Annotated in this window: 27 protein-coding genes; 26 read left to right on the top strand and 1 reads right to left on the bottom strand. The window is 66.8% G+C overall.

Translation table 11 applies throughout. The features are described from left to right. Window positions 1-149 precede the first annotated feature (149 nt). The 26 genes from rpsJ (at window position 150) to ACQPYM_RS36390 (ending at window position 14,250) form a co-directional block, all read left to right on the top strand. Window positions 150-458, top strand: coding sequence for a 30S ribosomal protein S10 (gene rpsJ / locus ACQPYM_RS36515; RefSeq protein ID WP_012923688.1), 309 nt, complete (start codon window positions 150-152; stop codon window positions 456-458). A gap of 16 nt (window positions 459-474) precedes the next feature. Beyond that, complete coding sequence (gene rplC / locus ACQPYM_RS36510) at window positions 475-1,131, top strand: 50S ribosomal protein L3 (protein ID WP_360277931.1); 657 nt, start codon at window positions 475-477, stop codon at window positions 1,129-1,131. After that, window positions 1,128-1,823 carry a 50S ribosomal protein L4 gene (gene rplD, locus ACQPYM_RS36505; protein ID WP_433010073.1) on the top strand — a complete coding sequence of 232 codons (696 nt, stop codon included), beginning with the start codon at window positions 1,128-1,130 and terminating at the stop codon, window positions 1,821-1,823. Before rplC ends, rplD begins: the two co-directional genes overlap by 4 nt. Then, the gene (gene rplW, locus ACQPYM_RS36500; protein ID WP_112243217.1) at window positions 1,820-2,125 is read left to right on the top strand and encodes a 50S ribosomal protein L23; all 306 of its coding nucleotides are present in this window, start codon (window positions 1,820-1,822) and stop codon (window positions 2,123-2,125) included. Before rplD ends, rplW begins: the two co-directional genes overlap by 4 nt. Beyond that, window positions 2,125-2,958 carry a 50S ribosomal protein L2 gene (gene rplB, locus ACQPYM_RS36495; protein ID WP_433010070.1) on the top strand — a complete coding sequence of 278 codons (834 nt, stop codon included), beginning with the start codon at window positions 2,125-2,127 and terminating at the stop codon, window positions 2,956-2,958. The genes rplW and rplB overlap by 1 nt, the downstream gene beginning before the upstream one ends. Before the next feature lie 15 nt (window positions 2,959-2,973). After that, a complete protein-coding gene (rpsS, locus tag ACQPYM_RS36490; RefSeq protein ID WP_020388105.1) occupies window positions 2,974-3,255 on the top strand; it encodes a 30S ribosomal protein S19 in 282 nt (93 codons plus the stop codon). Window positions 3,256-3,306: 51 nt separating this feature from the next. Beyond that, window positions 3,307-3,852 (top strand): 50S ribosomal protein L22, encoded by a 546-nt coding sequence (gene rplV / locus ACQPYM_RS36485; protein ID WP_433010065.1) that lies wholly within the window; start codon window positions 3,307-3,309, stop codon window positions 3,850-3,852. Then, window positions 3,852-4,697 (top strand): 30S ribosomal protein S3, encoded by an 846-nt coding sequence (rpsC, locus tag ACQPYM_RS36480; protein WP_433010062.1) that lies wholly within the window; start codon window positions 3,852-3,854, stop codon window positions 4,695-4,697. The genes rplV and rpsC overlap by 1 nt, the downstream gene beginning before the upstream one ends. A 3-nt stretch (window positions 4,698-4,700) precedes the next feature. After that, window positions 4,701-5,120: a 50S ribosomal protein L16 gene (gene rplP, locus ACQPYM_RS36475; RefSeq protein WP_132190622.1), complete on the top strand. Its 420-nt coding sequence runs from the start codon at window positions 4,701-4,703 to the stop codon at window positions 5,118-5,120. Continuing rightward, a complete protein-coding gene (rpmC, locus tag ACQPYM_RS36470) occupies window positions 5,120-5,419 on the top strand; it encodes a 50S ribosomal protein L29 (protein ID WP_433010059.1) in 300 nt (99 codons plus the stop codon). The genes rplP and rpmC overlap by 1 nt, the downstream gene beginning before the upstream one ends. Then, a complete protein-coding gene (rpsQ, locus tag ACQPYM_RS36465; protein ID WP_433010056.1) occupies window positions 5,416-5,715 on the top strand; it encodes a 30S ribosomal protein S17 in 300 nt (99 codons plus the stop codon). The genes rpmC and rpsQ overlap by 4 nt, the downstream gene beginning before the upstream one ends. Window positions 5,716-5,806: 91 nt before the next feature. Continuing rightward, on the top strand, window positions 5,807-6,175 hold the full coding sequence (gene rplN, locus ACQPYM_RS36460) for a 50S ribosomal protein L14 (RefSeq protein ID WP_077019238.1): 369 nt from the start codon (window positions 5,807-5,809) through the stop codon (window positions 6,173-6,175). Between the two features lies 1 nt (window position 6,176). Continuing rightward, complete coding sequence (gene rplX, locus ACQPYM_RS36455; protein ID WP_343976436.1) at window positions 6,177-6,584, top strand: 50S ribosomal protein L24; 408 nt, start codon at window positions 6,177-6,179, stop codon at window positions 6,582-6,584. Further along, entirely contained in the window at window positions 6,584-7,156 is a 573-nt protein-coding gene (gene rplE, locus ACQPYM_RS36450) for a 50S ribosomal protein L5 (RefSeq protein ID WP_360277907.1), read from the top strand. Before rplX ends, rplE begins: the two co-directional genes overlap by 1 nt. A 1-nt stretch (window position 7,157) precedes the next feature. Further along, window positions 7,158-7,343: a type Z 30S ribosomal protein S14 gene (locus ACQPYM_RS36445; RefSeq protein WP_012923674.1), complete on the top strand. Its 186-nt coding sequence runs from the start codon at window positions 7,158-7,160 to the stop codon at window positions 7,341-7,343. A 121-nt stretch (window positions 7,344-7,464) separates the two neighbouring features. Next, window positions 7,465-7,872 (top strand): 30S ribosomal protein S8, encoded by a 408-nt coding sequence (gene rpsH / locus ACQPYM_RS36440; RefSeq protein ID WP_020388096.1) that lies wholly within the window; start codon window positions 7,465-7,467, stop codon window positions 7,870-7,872. Between the two features lie 27 nt (window positions 7,873-7,899). Continuing rightward, entirely contained in the window at window positions 7,900-8,442 is a 543-nt protein-coding gene (rplF, locus tag ACQPYM_RS36435; protein WP_433010051.1) for a 50S ribosomal protein L6, read from the top strand. 2 nt (window positions 8,443-8,444) lie between these two features. Then, window positions 8,445-8,828: a 50S ribosomal protein L18 gene (rplR, locus tag ACQPYM_RS36430; protein WP_360277900.1), complete on the top strand. Its 384-nt coding sequence runs from the start codon at window positions 8,445-8,447 to the stop codon at window positions 8,826-8,828. Window positions 8,829-8,861: 33 nt separating this feature from the next. Next, a complete protein-coding gene (gene rpsE, locus ACQPYM_RS36425; protein WP_360277897.1) occupies window positions 8,862-9,461 on the top strand; it encodes a 30S ribosomal protein S5 in 600 nt (199 codons plus the stop codon). After that, the gene (gene rpmD / locus ACQPYM_RS36420) at window positions 9,461-9,643 is read left to right on the top strand and encodes a 50S ribosomal protein L30 (protein WP_020388092.1); all 183 of its coding nucleotides are present in this window, start codon (window positions 9,461-9,463) and stop codon (window positions 9,641-9,643) included. Before rpsE ends, rpmD begins: the two co-directional genes overlap by 1 nt. A 1-nt stretch (window position 9,644) precedes the next feature. Next, complete coding sequence (gene rplO / locus ACQPYM_RS36415) at window positions 9,645-10,085, top strand: 50S ribosomal protein L15 (protein WP_360277894.1); 441 nt, start codon at window positions 9,645-9,647, stop codon at window positions 10,083-10,085. 134 nt (window positions 10,086-10,219) lie between these two features. Next, entirely contained in the window at window positions 10,220-11,521 is a 1,302-nt protein-coding gene (gene secY, locus ACQPYM_RS36410) for a preprotein translocase subunit SecY (RefSeq protein WP_433010047.1), read from the top strand. Beyond that, window positions 11,521-12,093 (top strand): adenylate kinase, encoded by a 573-nt coding sequence (locus ACQPYM_RS36405; RefSeq protein WP_360277888.1) that lies wholly within the window; start codon window positions 11,521-11,523, stop codon window positions 12,091-12,093. Before secY ends, ACQPYM_RS36405 begins: the two co-directional genes overlap by 1 nt. A gap of 9 nt (window positions 12,094-12,102) precedes the next feature. Beyond that, entirely contained in the window at window positions 12,103-12,927 is an 825-nt protein-coding gene (gene map / locus ACQPYM_RS36400) for a type I methionyl aminopeptidase (RefSeq protein ID WP_433010043.1), read from the top strand. Window positions 12,928-12,985: 58 nt separating this feature from the next. After that, window positions 12,986-13,441 (top strand): DUF1707 SHOCT-like domain-containing protein, encoded by a 456-nt coding sequence (locus tag ACQPYM_RS36395; protein ID WP_433010040.1) that lies wholly within the window; start codon window positions 12,986-12,988, stop codon window positions 13,439-13,441. After that, on the top strand, window positions 13,438-14,250 hold the full coding sequence (locus tag ACQPYM_RS36390; protein WP_433010037.1) for a hypothetical protein: 813 nt from the start codon (window positions 13,438-13,440) through the stop codon (window positions 14,248-14,250). Before ACQPYM_RS36395 ends, ACQPYM_RS36390 begins: the two co-directional genes overlap by 4 nt. Here the strand turns inward: ACQPYM_RS36390 and ACQPYM_RS36385 are convergent. Next, window positions 14,247-15,110 carry an NAD(P)-dependent oxidoreductase gene (locus tag ACQPYM_RS36385; RefSeq protein WP_433010034.1) on the bottom strand — a complete coding sequence of 288 codons (864 nt, stop codon included), beginning with the start codon at window positions 15,108-15,110 and terminating at the stop codon, window positions 14,247-14,249. The genes ACQPYM_RS36390 and ACQPYM_RS36385 overlap by 4 nt on opposite strands. Window positions 15,111-15,119: the final 9 nt, after the last annotated feature.

The raw sequence follows: 15,119 nt of genomic DNA, 5'->3' as shown, positions 1-15,119 counted from the left end.
CCATGCCGAGGTTCCGGTCCGAGACCGAGCCCCGATCACCATCCCAGGGTCGAAAGTGTGTGGCGACGCGCGTGCCGCGTCCGCGACACACCCGACCGCGGGGGTCGGAGCGACAAAGACGAAGACGAAGAGAAGGACGTAGCGAAGCGATGGCGGGACAAAAGATCCGCATCCGGCTGAAGGCCTACGACCACGAGGTCATCGACAGTTCGGCGCGCAAGATCGTCGACACGGTGACGCGTACTGGTGCGAAGGTTGCTGGCCCGGTGCCGTTGCCGACGGAAAAGAACGTGTTCTGCGTCATCCGCTCGCCGCACAAGTACAAGGACAGCCGCGAGCACTTCGAGATGCGCACCCACAAGCGGCTCATCGACATCATCGACCCCACGCCGAAGACCGTCGACTCGCTGATGCGGCTCGACCTGCCGGCCGGTGTCGACATCGAGATCAAGCTCTGAGGGAAACGCGAAACCAATGAGCAATCAGAAGAACACGCGCGGTCTGCTGGGCACCAAGCTCGGTATGACCCAGACCTGGGACGAGAACAACCGAGTCGTCCCCGTCACCGTGATCCAGGCCGGTCCCTGTGTGGTGACCGAGGTGCGTACCTCGGCCAGCCACGGGTACGACGGCGTCCAGATCGCCTTCGGTGACATCGACCCCCGCAAGGTGAACTCGCCGATGCGCGGCCACTTCGAGAAGGCCGGCGTGACTCCTCGCCGGCACCTGCTCGAGCTGCGGACCGCTGACGCCAGCGAGTACACGCTCGGCCAGGAGATCAAGGCCGAGGCGTTCGCCGCGGGCGAGATCGTCGATGTCTCCGCCACCAGCAAGGGCAAGGGTTTCGCCGGTGTGATGAAGCGCCACGGCTTCCACGGCCTGCGCGCGACCCACGGTGTGCACAAGAAGCACCGCTCGCCGGGTTCGATCGGCGGCTGCGCCACCCCGGGCCGGGTCTTCAAGGGCCTGCGGATGGCGGGCCGGATGGGCAACGAGAAGGTCACCACGCAGAACGTGACCGTCCACGCCATCGACGCCGAGCGCGGCCTGGTCCTGCTCAAGGGTGCCGTTCCCGGCCCCAAGGGCGGCCTGGTGCTGATCCGCAACGCCGCGAAGGGAGCCACCAAATGAGCACCGTCGACGTCGTCGCCGTGAAGGGTGACAAGGTCGAGAAGTTGGGCTCCGTGGAGCTCCCCGCTGAGCTGTTCGACGTCCAGGTCAACATCCCGTTGATCCACCAGGTCGTCGTGGCCCAGCTGGCCGCCGCCCGTCAGGGCACGCACAAGGTCAAGCGCCGGGGCGAGGTGTCCGGTGGTGGCGCCAAGCCGTACCGCCAGAAGGGCACCGGCCGCGCCCGTCAGGGCTCGACCCGCGCACCGCAGTTCACCGGTGGTGGCGTGGTGCACGGCCCGACCCCGCGCGACTACAGCCAGCGGACCCCGAAGAAGATGATCGCCGCCGCCCTGCGCGGTGCGCTCTCCGACCGGGCCCGTGACGGCCGCGTGCACGTGGTCGAGCAGTTCGTCGAAGGCGACCAGCCGTCCACCAAGGCCGCACTGAAGGTCCTCAGCGAGGTCACCGAGTACCTGAAGGTGCTCATCGTGGTCGAGCGCGACGACGACGTCTCGCTGCTCAGCCTGCGCAACGTGCCGACCGTGCACCTGATCGCGGCCGACCAGCTGAACGCGTACGACGTGCTGTGCAACGACGCGGTGATCTTCACCAAGGCGTCCCTGGACGCCTTCGTCGCCGGTACGCCGAAGGGCAAGTCCGTCAAGGCCGTCGCGACGTCGACCGAAGCCGAGCAGGAGGTAGAAGCATGAGCCACGGAGTCAACAAGGACCCGCGGGACGTGCTGCTGCGGCCGGTCGTGAGCGAGAAGAGCTACGGCCTGCTGGACGAGCAGAAGTACACGTTCGAGGTCGCCCCGGACGCCAACAAGACCGAGATCAAGCTCGCGGTCCAGAAGGTGTTCAAGGTCCGCGTGACCAGCGTCAACACGATCAACCGCAAGGGCAAGCGCCGCCGTACCCGTACGGGCTGGGGCAAGCGTCCTGACACCAAGCGAGCGATCGTCAGCCTTGCCGGCGACGACCGCATCGACATCTTCGGAGGCCAGTCGTAATGGGTATCCGCAAATACAAGCCGACAACGCCGGGCCGTCGTGGCTCCAGCGTGGCCGACTTCGTCGAGCTCACCCGTTCGACCCCCGAGAAGTCGCTGCTGCGTCCGCTGCCCAAGAAGGGCGGCCGGAACAGCTCCGGCAAGATCACCACCCGGCACCACGGTGGCGGTCACAAGCGGGCGTACCGCCTGATCGACTTCAAGCGGTACGACAAGGACGGGGTGCCGGCCAAGGTCGCGCACATCGAGTACGACCCGAACCGCACCGCGCGGATCGCACTGCTGCACTACGTCGACGGCGAGAAGCGCTACATCCTCGCCCCGGCCAAGCTGGAGCAGGGCACGATCATCGAGAACGGCCCGGCGGCGGACATCAAGGTCGGCAACAACCTTCCGCTCCGCAACATCCCGGTCGGTTCGACGATCCACGCCGTCGAGCTTCGTCCCGGTGGTGGCGCCAAGATGGCCCGCTCCGCCGGTGCCAGCGTTCAGCTGGTCGCCAAGGAGGGCCGGATGGCCACCCTGCGGATGCCGTCCGGCGAGGTCCGGATGGTCGACGTGCGCTGCCGCGCCACCCTCGGTGAGGTCGGCAACGGCGAGCAGTCGAACATCAACTGGGGCAAGGCCGGCCGGATGCGCTGGAAGGGCAAGCGCCCGACCGTCCGCGGTGTCGCGATGAACCCGGTGGACCACCCGCACGGTGGTGGTGAGGGTAAGACCTCCGGTGGACGCCACCCGGTGTCCCCGTGGGGCAAGCCTGAGGGCCGCACCCGCGGTACCAAGGAAAGCGACCGCATGATCGTCCGGCGCCGCAAGGCCGGCAAGAAGCGCTGATAGGAGCCGGACAGAATGCCACGCAGCCTGAAGAAGGGCCCGTTCGTCGACCACCACCTGCTCAAGAAGGTGGAGGTGCAGAACGAAAAGGGCACCAAGAACGTGATCAAGACCTGGTCGCGCCGATCGATGATCATTCCCGACATGATCGGCCACACGCTCGCGGTGCACGACGGGCGCAAGCACGTCCCGGTGTTCGTGACGGACGCGATGGTCGGGCACAAGCTCGGCGAATTCGCCCCGACCCGGACGTTCAAGGGTCACGAGAAGGACGACCGCAAGGCACGGCGTCGCTGACCCCCGGGTCAGTGATTACGCGCAAGCAACCTACGGAGAGATTCGAACATCATGAGCGTTCAAGAGCGTAGGGCCGTCAGTGCCCGTCGCGAGAGCCTGTTGGGCGACGAGCCCGGGGCCTTCGCGGTCGCGCGCTTCGTCCGCGTGACGCCTATGAAGGCGCGCCGCGTGGTCGACCTGGTGCGCGGCATGGGCATCGACGATGCACTCGCCACTCTGAAGTTCGCCCCGCAGGCCGCTGCCGCGACCGTGTACAAGGTCGTCGACAGCGCCGCGGCGAACGCCGAGGGCACCGAGCACCTGAGCCGGGCCGACCTGGTCGTGGTGAAGGCCTTCGTGGACGAGGGACCGACGCTGAAGCGTCACCGCCCGCGTGCACAGGGCCGGGCCACCCGGATCGACAAGCGGACCAGCCACATCACCGTCGTGGTCGGCCCGAAGGTCGAGGTCGCGCCGCCGGCCAAGAAGGCCGATGCCAAGAAGGCAGAAGCCAAGCAGGACGACGCCAAGTCGGGCACGGCCAAGAAGGCCACTGCCAAGAAGGCGCCGGCCAAGAAGGCGACCGCCACCAAGGCTGAGAAGAAGGAGACCCGATAGTGGGCCAGAAGGTTAACCCGCACGGGTTCCGACTCGGCATCAGCACCGACCACAAGAGCCGTTGGTACGCCGACAAGCTCTACAAGGACTACGTGGGCGAGGATGTCAAGATCCGTCGCCTGCTGAGCAAGGGCATGGAGCGTGCCGGCATCTCCCGCGTGGAGATCGAGCGCACCCGTGACCGGGTTCGGGTCGACATCCACACCGCGCGTCCGGGCATCGTGATCGGTCGCCGCGGCGCCGAGGCGGACCGGATCCGGGGCAGCCTGGAGGAGCTCACCGGCAAGCAGGTGCAGCTGAACATCCTCGAGGTCAAGAACGCCGAGATCGACGCTCAGCTCGTCGCCCAGGGTGTGGCGGAGCAGCTGTCCGGCCGCGTGGCGTTCCGCCGCGCGATGCGCAAGGCGATGCAGACCACCATGCGTGGCGGCGCCCTGGGCATCCGGATCCAGTGCTCCGGCCGTCTGGGTGGCGCCGAGATGTCGCGGTCGGAGTTCTACCGCGAAGGACGGGTGCCGCTGCACACGCTGCGCGCGGACATCGACTACGGCTTCTACGAGGCCCGCACGACCTTCGGCCGGATCGGCGTGAAGGTCTGGATCTACAAGGGCGACGTCGCCGGCTCCCGGGCCGAGCGCGAGGCGCAGGCAGCTGCCCGCGCCGCCACCCAGCAGCGTGGCCGTCCGGCCCGCCGTGACGGTGGCGACCGTGGCGATCGCGGTGGCCGTGGCGGCGACCGTGGTGGCCGTGGTGGCGATCGTGGTGCCGCCCGCAACGACGCTCCGAAGGCCGACGCTGCTCCGGCAGCCGAGAAGCCGGCCGAGACGACCGGAACGGAGAGCTGAACCGTGCTCATCCCCCGCAAGGTCAAGCACCGCAAGCAGCACCACCCGAAGCGCTCCGGCGCTGCCAAGGGTGGTACGACGCTGGCGTTCGGTGACTTCGGCATCCAGGCGCTGGAGAGCCACTACGTCACCAACCGGCAGATCGAGTCCGCTCGTATCGCGATGACCCGGCACATCAAGCGTGGCGGAAAGGTCTGGATCAACATCTACCCGGACCGCCCGCTGACCAAGAAGCCGGCCGAGACCCGGATGGGTTCCGGTAAGGGTTCGCCCGAGTGGTGGATCGCGAACGTCAAGTCCGGACGCGTGATGTTCGAACTGTCCGGTGTCCCCGAGGACGTCGCCCGCGAGGCGATGCGCCGCGCGATTCACAAGTTGCCGATGAAGTGCCGCTTCATCACCCGAGAGGCAGGTGAGAACTGATGGCTACCCTGACCGCCGCCGAGCTGCGGAACCTGGGAAAGGACGAGCTTCTGGAGAAGCTCGGTAACGCCAAGGAGGAGCTGTTCAACCTCCGGTTCCAGGCTGCCACGGGTCAGCTGGAGTCCCACGGCCGGCTGCGCGCCGTCCGCAAGGACATCGCCCGCATCTACACGGTGCTGACCGAGCGCGCGCTCGGCATCACCGAAGAGGTTGAATCAGCACCCGTGGCCGAGGCTGACGCCGAGGTCGAGGCTGACGAGACCGCGGACGACAGTGAAAAGGCCGGGAGCAAGGCATGACCGAGAACGCAGCTAAGGACGAGACCGTGAGCACGACCCAGCAGACGCGCAGCGCCCGCAAGACCCGTGAGGGCCTGGTGCTGAGCGACAAGATGGACAAGACCGTCACCGTCGAGGTCGAGGACCGGGTCAAGCACAAGCTGTACGGCAAGGTCATCCGTCGCACCAGCAAGCTCAAGGCGCACGACGAGCAGAACGCCGCCGGGATCGGCGACCGGGTCCTCCTGATGGAGACCCGGCCGCTGTCGGCGACCAAGCGCTGGCGCGTCGTGGAGATCCTCGAAAAGGCGAAGTGACCAACGACGCCACGCAGTACCCAATCGAAATCATTCGTTCCGCAAGGCTCACCGTGTGTGAGAACCAGCGAGACAACCAGGAGATCAACAGATGATCCAGCAGGAGTCGCGACTGAAGGTCGCCGACAACACGGGTGCCAAGGAGATCTTGTGCATCCGAGTTCTCGGTGGCTCCGGTCGGCGCTACGCCGGTGTCGGTGACACGATCGTCGCCACCGTCAAGGACGCGATCCCGGGTGGCGGCGTCAAGAAGGGCGACGTCGTCAAGGCTGTCATCGTGCGCACCGTGAAGGAGCGCCGGCGTCCGGACGGCTCCTACATCCGGTTCGACGAGAACGCCGCCGTGATCCTCAAGGCCGACGGTGAGCCGCGTGGTACCCGTATCTTCGGGCCGGTCGGCCGGGAGCTGCGCGAGAAGCGCTTCATGAAGATCATCTCGCTCGCTCCGGAGGTGCTCTGAGATGTCAGGCAAGCCCCAGCAGAAGGTGCAGCGTTCGCTGCACGTCAAGAAGGGTGATCTCGTTCGCGTGATCGCCGGCAAGTCCAAGGGCCTCGAGGGCAAGATCATCTCGGTCCTGCCCGAGGCCGAGAAGGTCATCGTCGAAGGCGTGAACCGGGTCAAGAAGCACACCAAGGTGCAGCAGGCCCAGCGCGGCGGCACCACGGGTGGCATCGTCACCCAGGAAGCCCCGATCCACGTCTCCAACGTGATGCTTCTGGTCGAGGTCGAGAAGGACGGCAAGAAGCAGAAGGTGACCACCCGCGTCGGTTACAACCGCGTCGAGGTGCAGAAGCGGCGCCCCGACGGTTCGACGTACACCGGTTTCCGGAGCGTCCGGATCGCGCGGCGTACCGGCGAGGAGATCTGATGACGACGGCAACCCCCGAGGCGAAGACGTTGCCCCGGTTGAAGACCAAGTACCGCGAAGAGATCGTCGGCAAGCTGAACGAGGAGTTCCAGTTCGCCAACGTCATGCAGGTGCCCGGGCTCACCAAGATCGTGGTGAACATGGGTGTCGGCGAGGCGGCCCGCGACTCGAAGCTGATCGACGGTGCCATCAAGGACCTGGCCGCGATCACCGGCCAGAAGCCGCAGGTGACCAAGGCCCGCAAGTCGATCGCGCAGTTCAAGCTGCGTGAAGGCATGCCGATCGGCGCGCACGTCACGCTGCGCGGTGACCGGATGTGGGAGTTCCTGGACCGGCTGCTGTCGCTCGCGCTGCCCCGGATCCGTGACTTCCGCGGCCTGTCGCCCAAGCAGTTCGACGGCAACGGGAACTACACCTTCGGTCTGACCGAGCAGGTGATGTTCCACGAGATCAACCAGGACCGGATCGATCGGGTTCGCGGGATGGACATCACCGTGGTGACCACCGCCAAGAACGACGACGAGGGGCGCGCGCTGCTGCGGCAGCTCGGCTTCCCGTTCAAGGAGAACTGACGTGGCGAAGACAGCACTCAAGGTCAAGCAGGCCCGCAAGCCGAAGTTCGCGGTGCGTGGCTACACGCGCTGCCAGCGTTGCGGCCGGCCCAAGGCCGTCTTCCGCAAGTTCGGCCTGTGCCGGATCTGCCTGCGCGAGATGGCGCACCGGGGCGAGCTGCCCGGTGTGACGAAGTCCAGCTGGTGACGCAGTACCAAGTCCAGCTGGTGACCATCCGTACCACGGGCACCGTTTTTTTCTCTACTCAAAATCTAGTCACCGTAGGTCGCCATGAGGCGAAACCACGGCGGGAAAGAGGCCCCAGGCCATGACGATGACCGACCCGATCGCAGACATGCTCACTCGTCTGCGCAACGCCAACCAGGCGTATCACGAGTCGACCCAGATGCCGTACAGCAAGATCAAGCAGGGCATCGCCGACATCCTCCAGCAGGAGGGCTACATCTCCTCCTACAAGGTGGAGGAGCCCAAAGAGGGCACCGTCGGCAAGACGCTCGTTGTTGATCTGAAGTTCGGCCCGAGCCGGGAGCGTTCGATCGCCGGCGTTCGCCGGATCAGCAAGCCCGGCCTGCGGGTGTACGCGAAGTCGACCAATCTGCCCAAGGTGCTCGGTGGCCTCGGCGTCGCGATCATCTCGACGTCGCAGGGACTCCTGACCGACCGGCAGGCCAAGAACAAGGGCGTTGGCGGGGAAGTCCTCGCCTACGTCTGGTGACGAAGAACCGGAAGGAGGACCACTCTCATGTCTCGCATCGGTAAGCTCCCGATCACGGTCCCGGCCGGCGTCGACGTCACGATCGACGGCCAGACGGTCACCGTGAAGGGCCCCAAGGGCCAGCTCACGCACAGCGTTGCAGAGCCCATCGTGGTCAATCGCGACGAGGACGGCACGATCGCCGTCACCCGTCCGGACGACCAGCGCAAGAGCAAGGAACTGCACGGCCTGTCCCGCACTCTGATCGCCAACCTGGTGACCGGCGTGACGGAAGGCTACGAGAAGAAGCTCGAGATCGTCGGCGTCGGGTACCGCGTCCTGGCCAAGGGACCGACCCAGCTGGAGTTCTCGCTCGGCTACAGCCACACGATCACGGTGGACGCCCCTGAGGGCATCACCTTCGTGGTCGAGGCGCCGACCAAGTTCTCGGTGCAGGGAATCGACAAGCAGTCGGTCGGCGAGGTCGCCGCCAACATCCGCAAGCTGCGCAAGCCCGAGCCCTACAAGGGCAAGGGTGTGCGGTACGCGGGCGAGCAGGTGCGCCGCAAGGTCGGAAAGGCTGGTAAGTAACCATGGCGATCGGATTGCGTCACAACAAGCATTCCGCCAAGAAGACCTCTTCCCGGCTGCGTCGCCAGATCCGCGTCCGCAAGAAGGTCAACGGCACGGCCGACCGGCCGCGCCTGGTGGTCAGCAAGTCCTCGAAGCACCTGTTCGCTCAGGTCATCGACGACGTCGCCGGCGTCACCTTGGTGTCCGCCTCCACGATGGAGGCCGACCTGCGTGGTGCGGAGGCGAACAAGACGGACAAGGCCAAGACCGTGGGCGGCCTGATCGCCGACCGCGCGAAGGCAGCCGGCATCGACTCGGTCGTGTTCGACCGGGCCGGGAACAAGTACCACGGCCGCATCGCGGCCCTGGCCGACGCCGCCCGTGAGGGCGGCCTCGGCTTCTGACATGGCGACGCAAAAGGAAGAAGGTAGTTCGAAATGAGCGGAGGCCAGCAGCGTCGCGGAGGCGGCGCCGGTGGTGAGCGCCGTAACCGCGACGGTGGTCGTGGTGCGGCAGCTGACAAGACCGCCTACATCGAGCGCGTGGTAGCCATCAACCGTGTCGCCAAGGTCGTGAAGGGTGGTCGTCGCTTCAGCTTCACCGCCCTCGTGGTCGTCGGCGACGGTGATGGCACCGTCGGTGTGGGATACGGAAAGGCCAAGGAGGTGCCCGCGGCGATCGCCAAGGGTGTCGAGGAGGCCAAGAAGTCGTTCTTCAAGGTGCCGAGGATCCAGGGCACCATTCCGCACCCGGTCCAGGGCGAGAAGGCCGCAGGCGTTGTCATGCTGCGTCCGGCCGCTCCCGGTACCGGTGTGATCGCGGGTGGTTCGGCGCGCGCGGTACTGGAGTGCGCCGGGATCCACGACATCCTGAGCAAGTCGCTGGGCTCGTCCAACGCCATCAACGTGGTTCACGCCACCGTCGAGGCGCTGCGCAGCCTGGAGACCCCGGAGGCCGTGGCGGCTCGCCGTGGTCTGCCGGTCGAGCACGTCGCTCCGGCGGCACTGCTGAAGGCGCGGGCGGAGGCGGCATCCTGATGGCACGCTTGAAGGTGACCCAGACCCGTTCCGGCATCGGTGGCAAGCAGAACCAGCGCGACACGCTGCGCACCCTGGGCGTCAAGCGGATCGGCGACACCGCCGTCCACGAAGACAAGCCCGAGGTTCGCGGTATGGTCCGCGCTGTTCGCCACCTCATCACCGTCGAAGAGGTTGACTGACATGGCGCTCAAGGTTCATCACCTGCGTCCGGCGCCCGGCGCCAAGACCGCCAAGACCCGCGTGGGTCGTGGTGAGGGCTCCAAGGGCAAGACGGCCGGCCGCGGTACCAAGGGCAGCAAGGCCCGCAACAACATCCCCGAGAACTTCGAGGGTGGCCAGATGCCGCTGCACATGCGGCTGCCGAAGCTGAAGGGCTTCAAGAGCAGGAACCGAGTGGAGTTCCAGGTCGTTAACCTGGACAAGCTCGGACAGCTGTTCCCCGAAGGGGGCGAGGTCGGCGTTGCCGACCTGGTCGCCAAGGGTGCGGTCCGTGACAGTCTTCCGGTGAAGGTACTGGGAGACGGCGAACTCACGGTTGCTCTGCAAGTTTCGGTGCACAAGTTCTCGAAGTCCGCCAAGGAGAAGATCGCGGCGGCCGGAGGAACCACCACCGAGGTGTGAGTAACCAGGGCTCGTGCGAGCCAGCGCTTGTATATTGAGCGCTGGATGTCGGACGAGCCCTGGTTCGTCTCTTGCCCAGCTGCTTTGCTAGGCCCTGCCCTGCCCGGGGCAAGGGAAACTTGTGGGAGGACAGGGTGTTAGGCGCCTTTGCCAACGCGTTCAAGACTCCGGACCTGCGCCGGAAGATCTTGTTCGTGCTCTTCATTATCGTGATCTTCCGGATCGGTTCTGTTGTTCCGGCGCCTGGCGTCAACGTCAACTCGCTGGACGTCTGCCTGCGCCAGTCCCAAACGGGCGCGAACGCGAACCTCTACAACCTGATCAACCTGTTCTCCGGTGGGGCACTGCTGCAGCTCGCGATCTTCGCGCTGGGCATCATGCCGTACATCACCGCCAGCATCATTCTGCAGCTGCTCACCGTGGTCATCCCGCGGCTGGAGTCGCTGAAGAAGGAGGGCCAGGCGGGCCAGACCAAGATCACCCAGTACACCCGGTTCCTGACCGTCGGACTGGCGATCCTGCAGGCGACCGCGTTCGTCGCGCTCGCCCGGACGCCCGGCCGGCTGTTCCAGGGCTGTAACGAGCCCCTGCTGCACAACGACGGCTGGTTCCCGGTCGTCGTGATGGTGATGACCATGACCGCCGGTACCGGTGTGGTCATGTGGCTGGGTGAGCTGATCACCGATCGCGGTGTCGGCAACGGCATGTCGATCCTGATCTTCACCCAGATCGTCGCCACCTTCCCGTCGCAGCTGTGGAGCATCCGCAAGTCCCAGGGCGTCGGCAAGTTCATCGTCGTGCTCGTCATCGGCCTGGTGATCATGGCCGCGGTCATCTTCATCGAGCAGGCGCAGCGCCGGATCCCGGTGCAGTACGCCAAGCGGATGGTCGGCCGGAAGATGTTCGGCGGTACGTCGACCTACATCCCGCTGAAGGTGAACCAGGCCGGTGTGATCCCGGTCATCTTCGCCTCCAGCCTGATGTACCTTCCGGTGCTGGTCAGCCAGTTCAAACAGGAAGAGAAATGGGCCCAGTGGATCCAGGGCAACCTGGTCAAGGGTGACCACCCGATCTACATGGTGACGTATGTCGCCCTGATCATCTTCTTCACGTACTTCTACGTCTCGATTACCTTCAATCCGAAGGAAGTTGCAGACAACATGAAGAAGTACGGCGGCTTCATCCCCGGGATCCGGGCGGGCCGGCCGACCGAGGAGTACCTCTCCTACGTTCTGTCCCGCATCACGTTGCCCGGCGCGATCTACCTGGCGATCATCTCGATGATCCCGCTGGTCGCACTCGTCCTGCTGAACGCCAGCCAGAACTTCCCGTTCGGCGGTACGTCGATCCTGATCATGGTCGGTGTCGGCCTGGACACGGTGAAGCAGATCGAGTCGCAGCTGCAGCAACGTAATTACGAAGGGTTCCTGCGCTGATGAGAATGTTGCTGATGGGTCCGCCCGGAGCGGGTAAGGGTACGCAGGCAAAGGTGCTTGCGGACCGGCTCGGCATCCCGGCCGTATCCACCGGCGACATCTTCCGCGCCAACGTCGCGGACGAGACCGAGCTCGGTCTCGAGGCGAAGCGGTACATGGACGCGGGCAACTACGTCCCCGACGAGGTCACCAACGCAATGGTGCGCGACCGGTTGTCGGAGGCGGACGCGGGTGAGGGGTTCCTGCTCGACGGGTACCCCCGCACGCTGCCCCAGGTCGGCACGCTGGACGACATCCTGGCCGAGCACGGCCACGAGCTGGACGCGGTGGTCGCGCTGGTCGCGGACACCGACGTCCTGGTCGACCGGATGTTGCGCCGGGCCAAGGTCGACGGGCGGTCCGACGACTCCGAAGAGGTCATCCGGCATCGCCAGGAGGTCTACGCGGCCGAGACCAAGCCGCTGCTGCGCGTGTACGCCCAGCGCGGCCTGCTGGTCGAGGTCGACGGCGTCGGCGAGATCGCCGAGGTCAGCGAGCGCGTGCTCGCGGCCCTGAAAACGCTGGAAGGTTAAGAGCAGTCTGTGATCTTCAAAGACCGCGGGATCGAGATCAAGACCCGCGAACAGATCATCGCCATGCGTGCGGCCGGCCTGGTGGTCGGCCGCACGCTGGAACTGCTCCGCGGTGAGGTCAAGGCCGGGGTCAGCACCGGCGACCTGGACGCGATCGCCGAGGACGCCATCCGGTCGGCCGGCGCGCAGCCCTCGTTCAAGGGCTACCACGGCTTCACCGGCTCCATCTGCGCGTCGGTGAACGACGAGATCGTGCACGGCATCCCGGGCGGCCGGGTGCTGGCCGAGGGCGACCTGATCTCGATCGACTGCGGTGCGATCGTCGACGGCTGGCACGGCGACGCCGCGATCACGGTGCCGGTCGGCCAGACCGCACCGGAACTGCTCGAGCTGGCCCGGATCTGCGAGGAGTCGATGTGGCGTGGGTTCGCCGCCGCCCGGCTCGGTGGCCGGCTGACCGACATCTCGCACGCGGTGGAGAGCCACGTGCGGGCCAACTCGGCGTACGGGATCGTCGAGGACTTCGTCGGGCACGGGATCGGGTCGGCGATGCACCAGCCGCCGAACGTGCCGAACTTCGGCAAGGCCGGCAAGGGTCCCAAGCTGGTCGAGGGGCTGGCGCTGGCCGTCGAGCCGATGCTCACGCTCGGCAAGCAGGACAACCACACGCTCGAGGACGACTGGACGGTCGTCACCGACGACGGCCTGGCCGCGGCTCACACCGAGCACACCTTCACCCTGACCCCACAGGGCCCGTGGGTACTGACCGCCCTCGACGGCGGCGAAGCCAAGCTCAAGGAGCTCGGCGTCACTTTCGGTCCCCTCGCCGACTGACCCCCGAGTCCGTCCATCGGGGGACGCCGGTAACCGGCGACTGAGGCACACTGGAGACATGCCCAGTCAGTACCAGCCACACCAGCGTTTCACCGAGGCCGACCGCGACAAGATCGCCGGGCGGTTGCGGGACGCTTTCGCCGACGGCCGGCTGGACCAGCCCGAGTTCACCTCGCGGCTCGACCAGCTGTACGCCGTCCAGACGTACGGCGAGCTGGAACCCCTGGTGCGTGACCTGCCGCCGGTCAGGACGTACCAGACCCCGGCAGTGGTGCAGAACACGACGCCCGCGCCGCCTCCCGGTGAGTTCCCCGAGCGGCAGCGGAGCAAGCAGGCCGAGGGCCACGGGCTGCGCAACCTGGGCGGTGGCTTCACCGGTGTGGTCCTGATCAACGTGGTCATCTGGTTCGTGATCGGCCTCGGCAACGGCGGCCACTGGCCGCACTTCTGGCCGGTCTGGCTGCTGATCCCGTGGGCGTGCATCGTCCTGGGCCAGCTCGGAAAGCGGCGTTGACCGCCGCCCCGGTCAGTCGCCGCACCCGGCGTACCCGGCTCCGGCCGGACTGGGTGTGGCAACTGCGGCAGGGCTCGGCACTCGTTTTCGTGCTGTGGTTCGCCGTTGCGGTCCCGTTGGTGATCGTGGGTCTGCTGGTCGAGCCCCGCTGGGTCGGCTGGCTGGTACTGGTCTGGTTCCTGGCCCTGGTGCTCTTCACCCTGGCGATGCGGCTGGCCGACGTCCGGCTGCGGCGGGCGTGGGTGGACATGGCCGAGCAGCTCGGCTGGGAGGTCGATGCAGGTGGGCCAGCGGTCCTGGAGCGCTGGCCGTTCCCGCCGTTCACCACCGATCCCGCGGCTGAGGTCTTCGACGTCATCGCGGGCCGGCACCGCGGCCGTGAGCTGCTGACCGGCCGGTTCCGGCACAAGGTCGGCAGTCGCCAACTGGGCTTCGACTTTCTCGACCTGGCCGTCGACCGGCCGTTGCCGCCGCTCCAGGTCCTGCCGGCCTCTCTCGCCCCGGTCGCGGCGGCGAGCCTGCTGCCGATCAGCCTTCGGGTCGAGGGCCTGTCCAGCCCTTACCTCCTCTTCAACGGCCGCGAGGATCTGGCCGGCGAAGTACTGCATCCGCGTGCTGTCGAGGCTCTCGCACAGGTGCCACCCTTCGGCTTCAGCTGCGAGGGCCGCCGCTTCGTCCTCATCCTGCCCGCCTACCGCGACACCGATACCGCCCTGGCACAGCTGGACGCGGCCTGCGACCTGCTCGACCTGATGCCAGAACACGTTTGGCAAGCAGGCGAGCAATGGCTGGCCACCAGACCCCTTTAGTCCTTGGCGAGTAGCCCCACGATTCCGGCCACGTCCTCGTCGCCGTGGCCCTCGGCGACGGCCCGCTTGAGCAAGGTCCGCATCGGCAGCAGCACCATCGGGTCGACGCCCTGCGCTTCGGAGGCGTCGACGAGGTTGCCGAAGGCCGCGGCCTGCATCGCGAGGTTGGAGCCGGCCTCATCTGCGCCGTACTCGAGGTCCTTCGCCATGCCGCTGACCGCGCCGAGCATGGCGGTGAGCCAGGGGATCAGCAGGTCGGCGGTGAACGCGGTGGGTGAGACCTTCTCGCTGGAGACCATGGCGAGAGCGTGCGCGGCGCCGCCGAACATGCCGTACATCGCGCTGAGCAACGCGATGTCCTGCAGCGCCGCCAGCCCGGCGTCACTGCCGACATAGGTCGGCTTGGCCAGTACTGCGAGGTCGTCCCGGTACTGCTCGAAAGCCTCGGGCGACCCGCTGTAGAGGATGAACGCGGCCGGTCCGCCGATCATCACCGGCACGGCCATGATGCCGCCGTCCAGGTACTGCGCGCCCTGCTGCGCGGCCCAGTCGGCGGTACGCCGGGCCTGCTCGGGTGTTCCGTTGGTGAGGTTGACCAGCGTCCGCCGGGCCAGCTCGGGAGCGACGGGCTCGAGGGTACTGCGAACCGACGCGTCGTCGAGCAGACAGGCGACGATCAGCGGGCCGGCGGCGATCGCGTCGCCCACGCTCTTCGCGCGGACGGCGCCCAGGTCGTCGAGTTCGGGGGAGCGGCCGGGGGTGCGGTTCCAGACGGTGGTCGGGTGGCCGGCGGCCAGGAAGGTCCGGGCGAGGGCGGTCCCCATCGCGCCGAGACCGAGAACGGTGACAGGAGTCTTCATGTGGTCCAG

The sequence above is a fragment of the Kribbella sp. CA-294648 genome, from assembly GCF_050943845.1.
Taxonomy (GTDB): Bacteria; Actinomycetota; Actinomycetes; order Propionibacteriales; family Kribbellaceae; genus Kribbella.
This window is presented reverse-complemented; position numbering and strand designations above follow the sequence as displayed.

Bases quoted from the DNA above. Each gene is read 5' to 3' on its own strand.
- ACQPYM_RS36385 (WP_433010034.1), bottom strand. From the start codon at position 15,110: ATGAAGACTCCTGTCACCGTTCTCGGTCTCGGCGCGATGGGGACCGCC.
- ACQPYM_RS36395 (WP_433010040.1), top strand. From the start codon at position 12,986: ATGCCCAGTCAGTACCAGCCACACCAGCGTTTCACCGAGGCCGACCGC.
- rplO (WP_360277894.1), top strand. From the start codon at position 9,645: ATGGCGCTCAAGGTTCATCACCTGCGTCCGGCGCCCGGCGCCAAGACC.
- rpsS (WP_020388105.1), top strand. From the start codon at position 2,974: ATGCCACGCAGCCTGAAGAAGGGCCCGTTCGTCGACCACCACCTGCTC.
- rplC (WP_360277931.1), top strand. From the start codon at position 475: ATGAGCAATCAGAAGAACACGCGCGGTCTGCTGGGCACCAAGCTCGGT.
- rpsJ (WP_012923688.1), top strand. From the start codon at position 150: ATGGCGGGACAAAAGATCCGCATCCGGCTGAAGGCCTACGACCACGAG.
- ACQPYM_RS36405 (WP_360277888.1), top strand. From the start codon at position 11,521: ATGAGAATGTTGCTGATGGGTCCGCCCGGAGCGGGTAAGGGTACGCAG.
- rplV (WP_433010065.1), top strand. From the start codon at position 3,307: ATGAGCGTTCAAGAGCGTAGGGCCGTCAGTGCCCGTCGCGAGAGCCTG.
- rpmC (WP_433010059.1), top strand. From the start codon at position 5,120: ATGGCTACCCTGACCGCCGCCGAGCTGCGGAACCTGGGAAAGGACGAG.
- rplX (WP_343976436.1), top strand. From the start codon at position 6,177: ATGTCAGGCAAGCCCCAGCAGAAGGTGCAGCGTTCGCTGCACGTCAAG.
- rplF (WP_433010051.1), top strand. From the start codon at position 7,900: ATGTCTCGCATCGGTAAGCTCCCGATCACGGTCCCGGCCGGCGTCGAC.
- rplB (WP_433010070.1), top strand. From the start codon at position 2,125: ATGGGTATCCGCAAATACAAGCCGACAACGCCGGGCCGTCGTGGCTCC.
- rpsE (WP_360277897.1), top strand. From the start codon at position 8,862: ATGAGCGGAGGCCAGCAGCGTCGCGGAGGCGGCGCCGGTGGTGAGCGC.
- rplE (WP_360277907.1), top strand. From the start codon at position 6,584: ATGACGACGGCAACCCCCGAGGCGAAGACGTTGCCCCGGTTGAAGACC.
- rpsQ (WP_433010056.1), top strand. From the start codon at position 5,416: ATGACCGAGAACGCAGCTAAGGACGAGACCGTGAGCACGACCCAGCAG.
- rplR (WP_360277900.1), top strand. From the start codon at position 8,445: ATGGCGATCGGATTGCGTCACAACAAGCATTCCGCCAAGAAGACCTCT.
- rpmD (WP_020388092.1), top strand. From the start codon at position 9,461: ATGGCACGCTTGAAGGTGACCCAGACCCGTTCCGGCATCGGTGGCAAG.
- rplN (WP_077019238.1), top strand. From the start codon at position 5,807: ATGATCCAGCAGGAGTCGCGACTGAAGGTCGCCGACAACACGGGTGCC.
- rplD (WP_433010073.1), top strand. From the start codon at position 1,128: ATGAGCACCGTCGACGTCGTCGCCGTGAAGGGTGACAAGGTCGAGAAG.
- rpsH (WP_020388096.1), top strand. From the start codon at position 7,465: ATGACGATGACCGACCCGATCGCAGACATGCTCACTCGTCTGCGCAAC.
- rplW (WP_112243217.1), top strand. From the start codon at position 1,820: ATGAGCCACGGAGTCAACAAGGACCCGCGGGACGTGCTGCTGCGGCCG.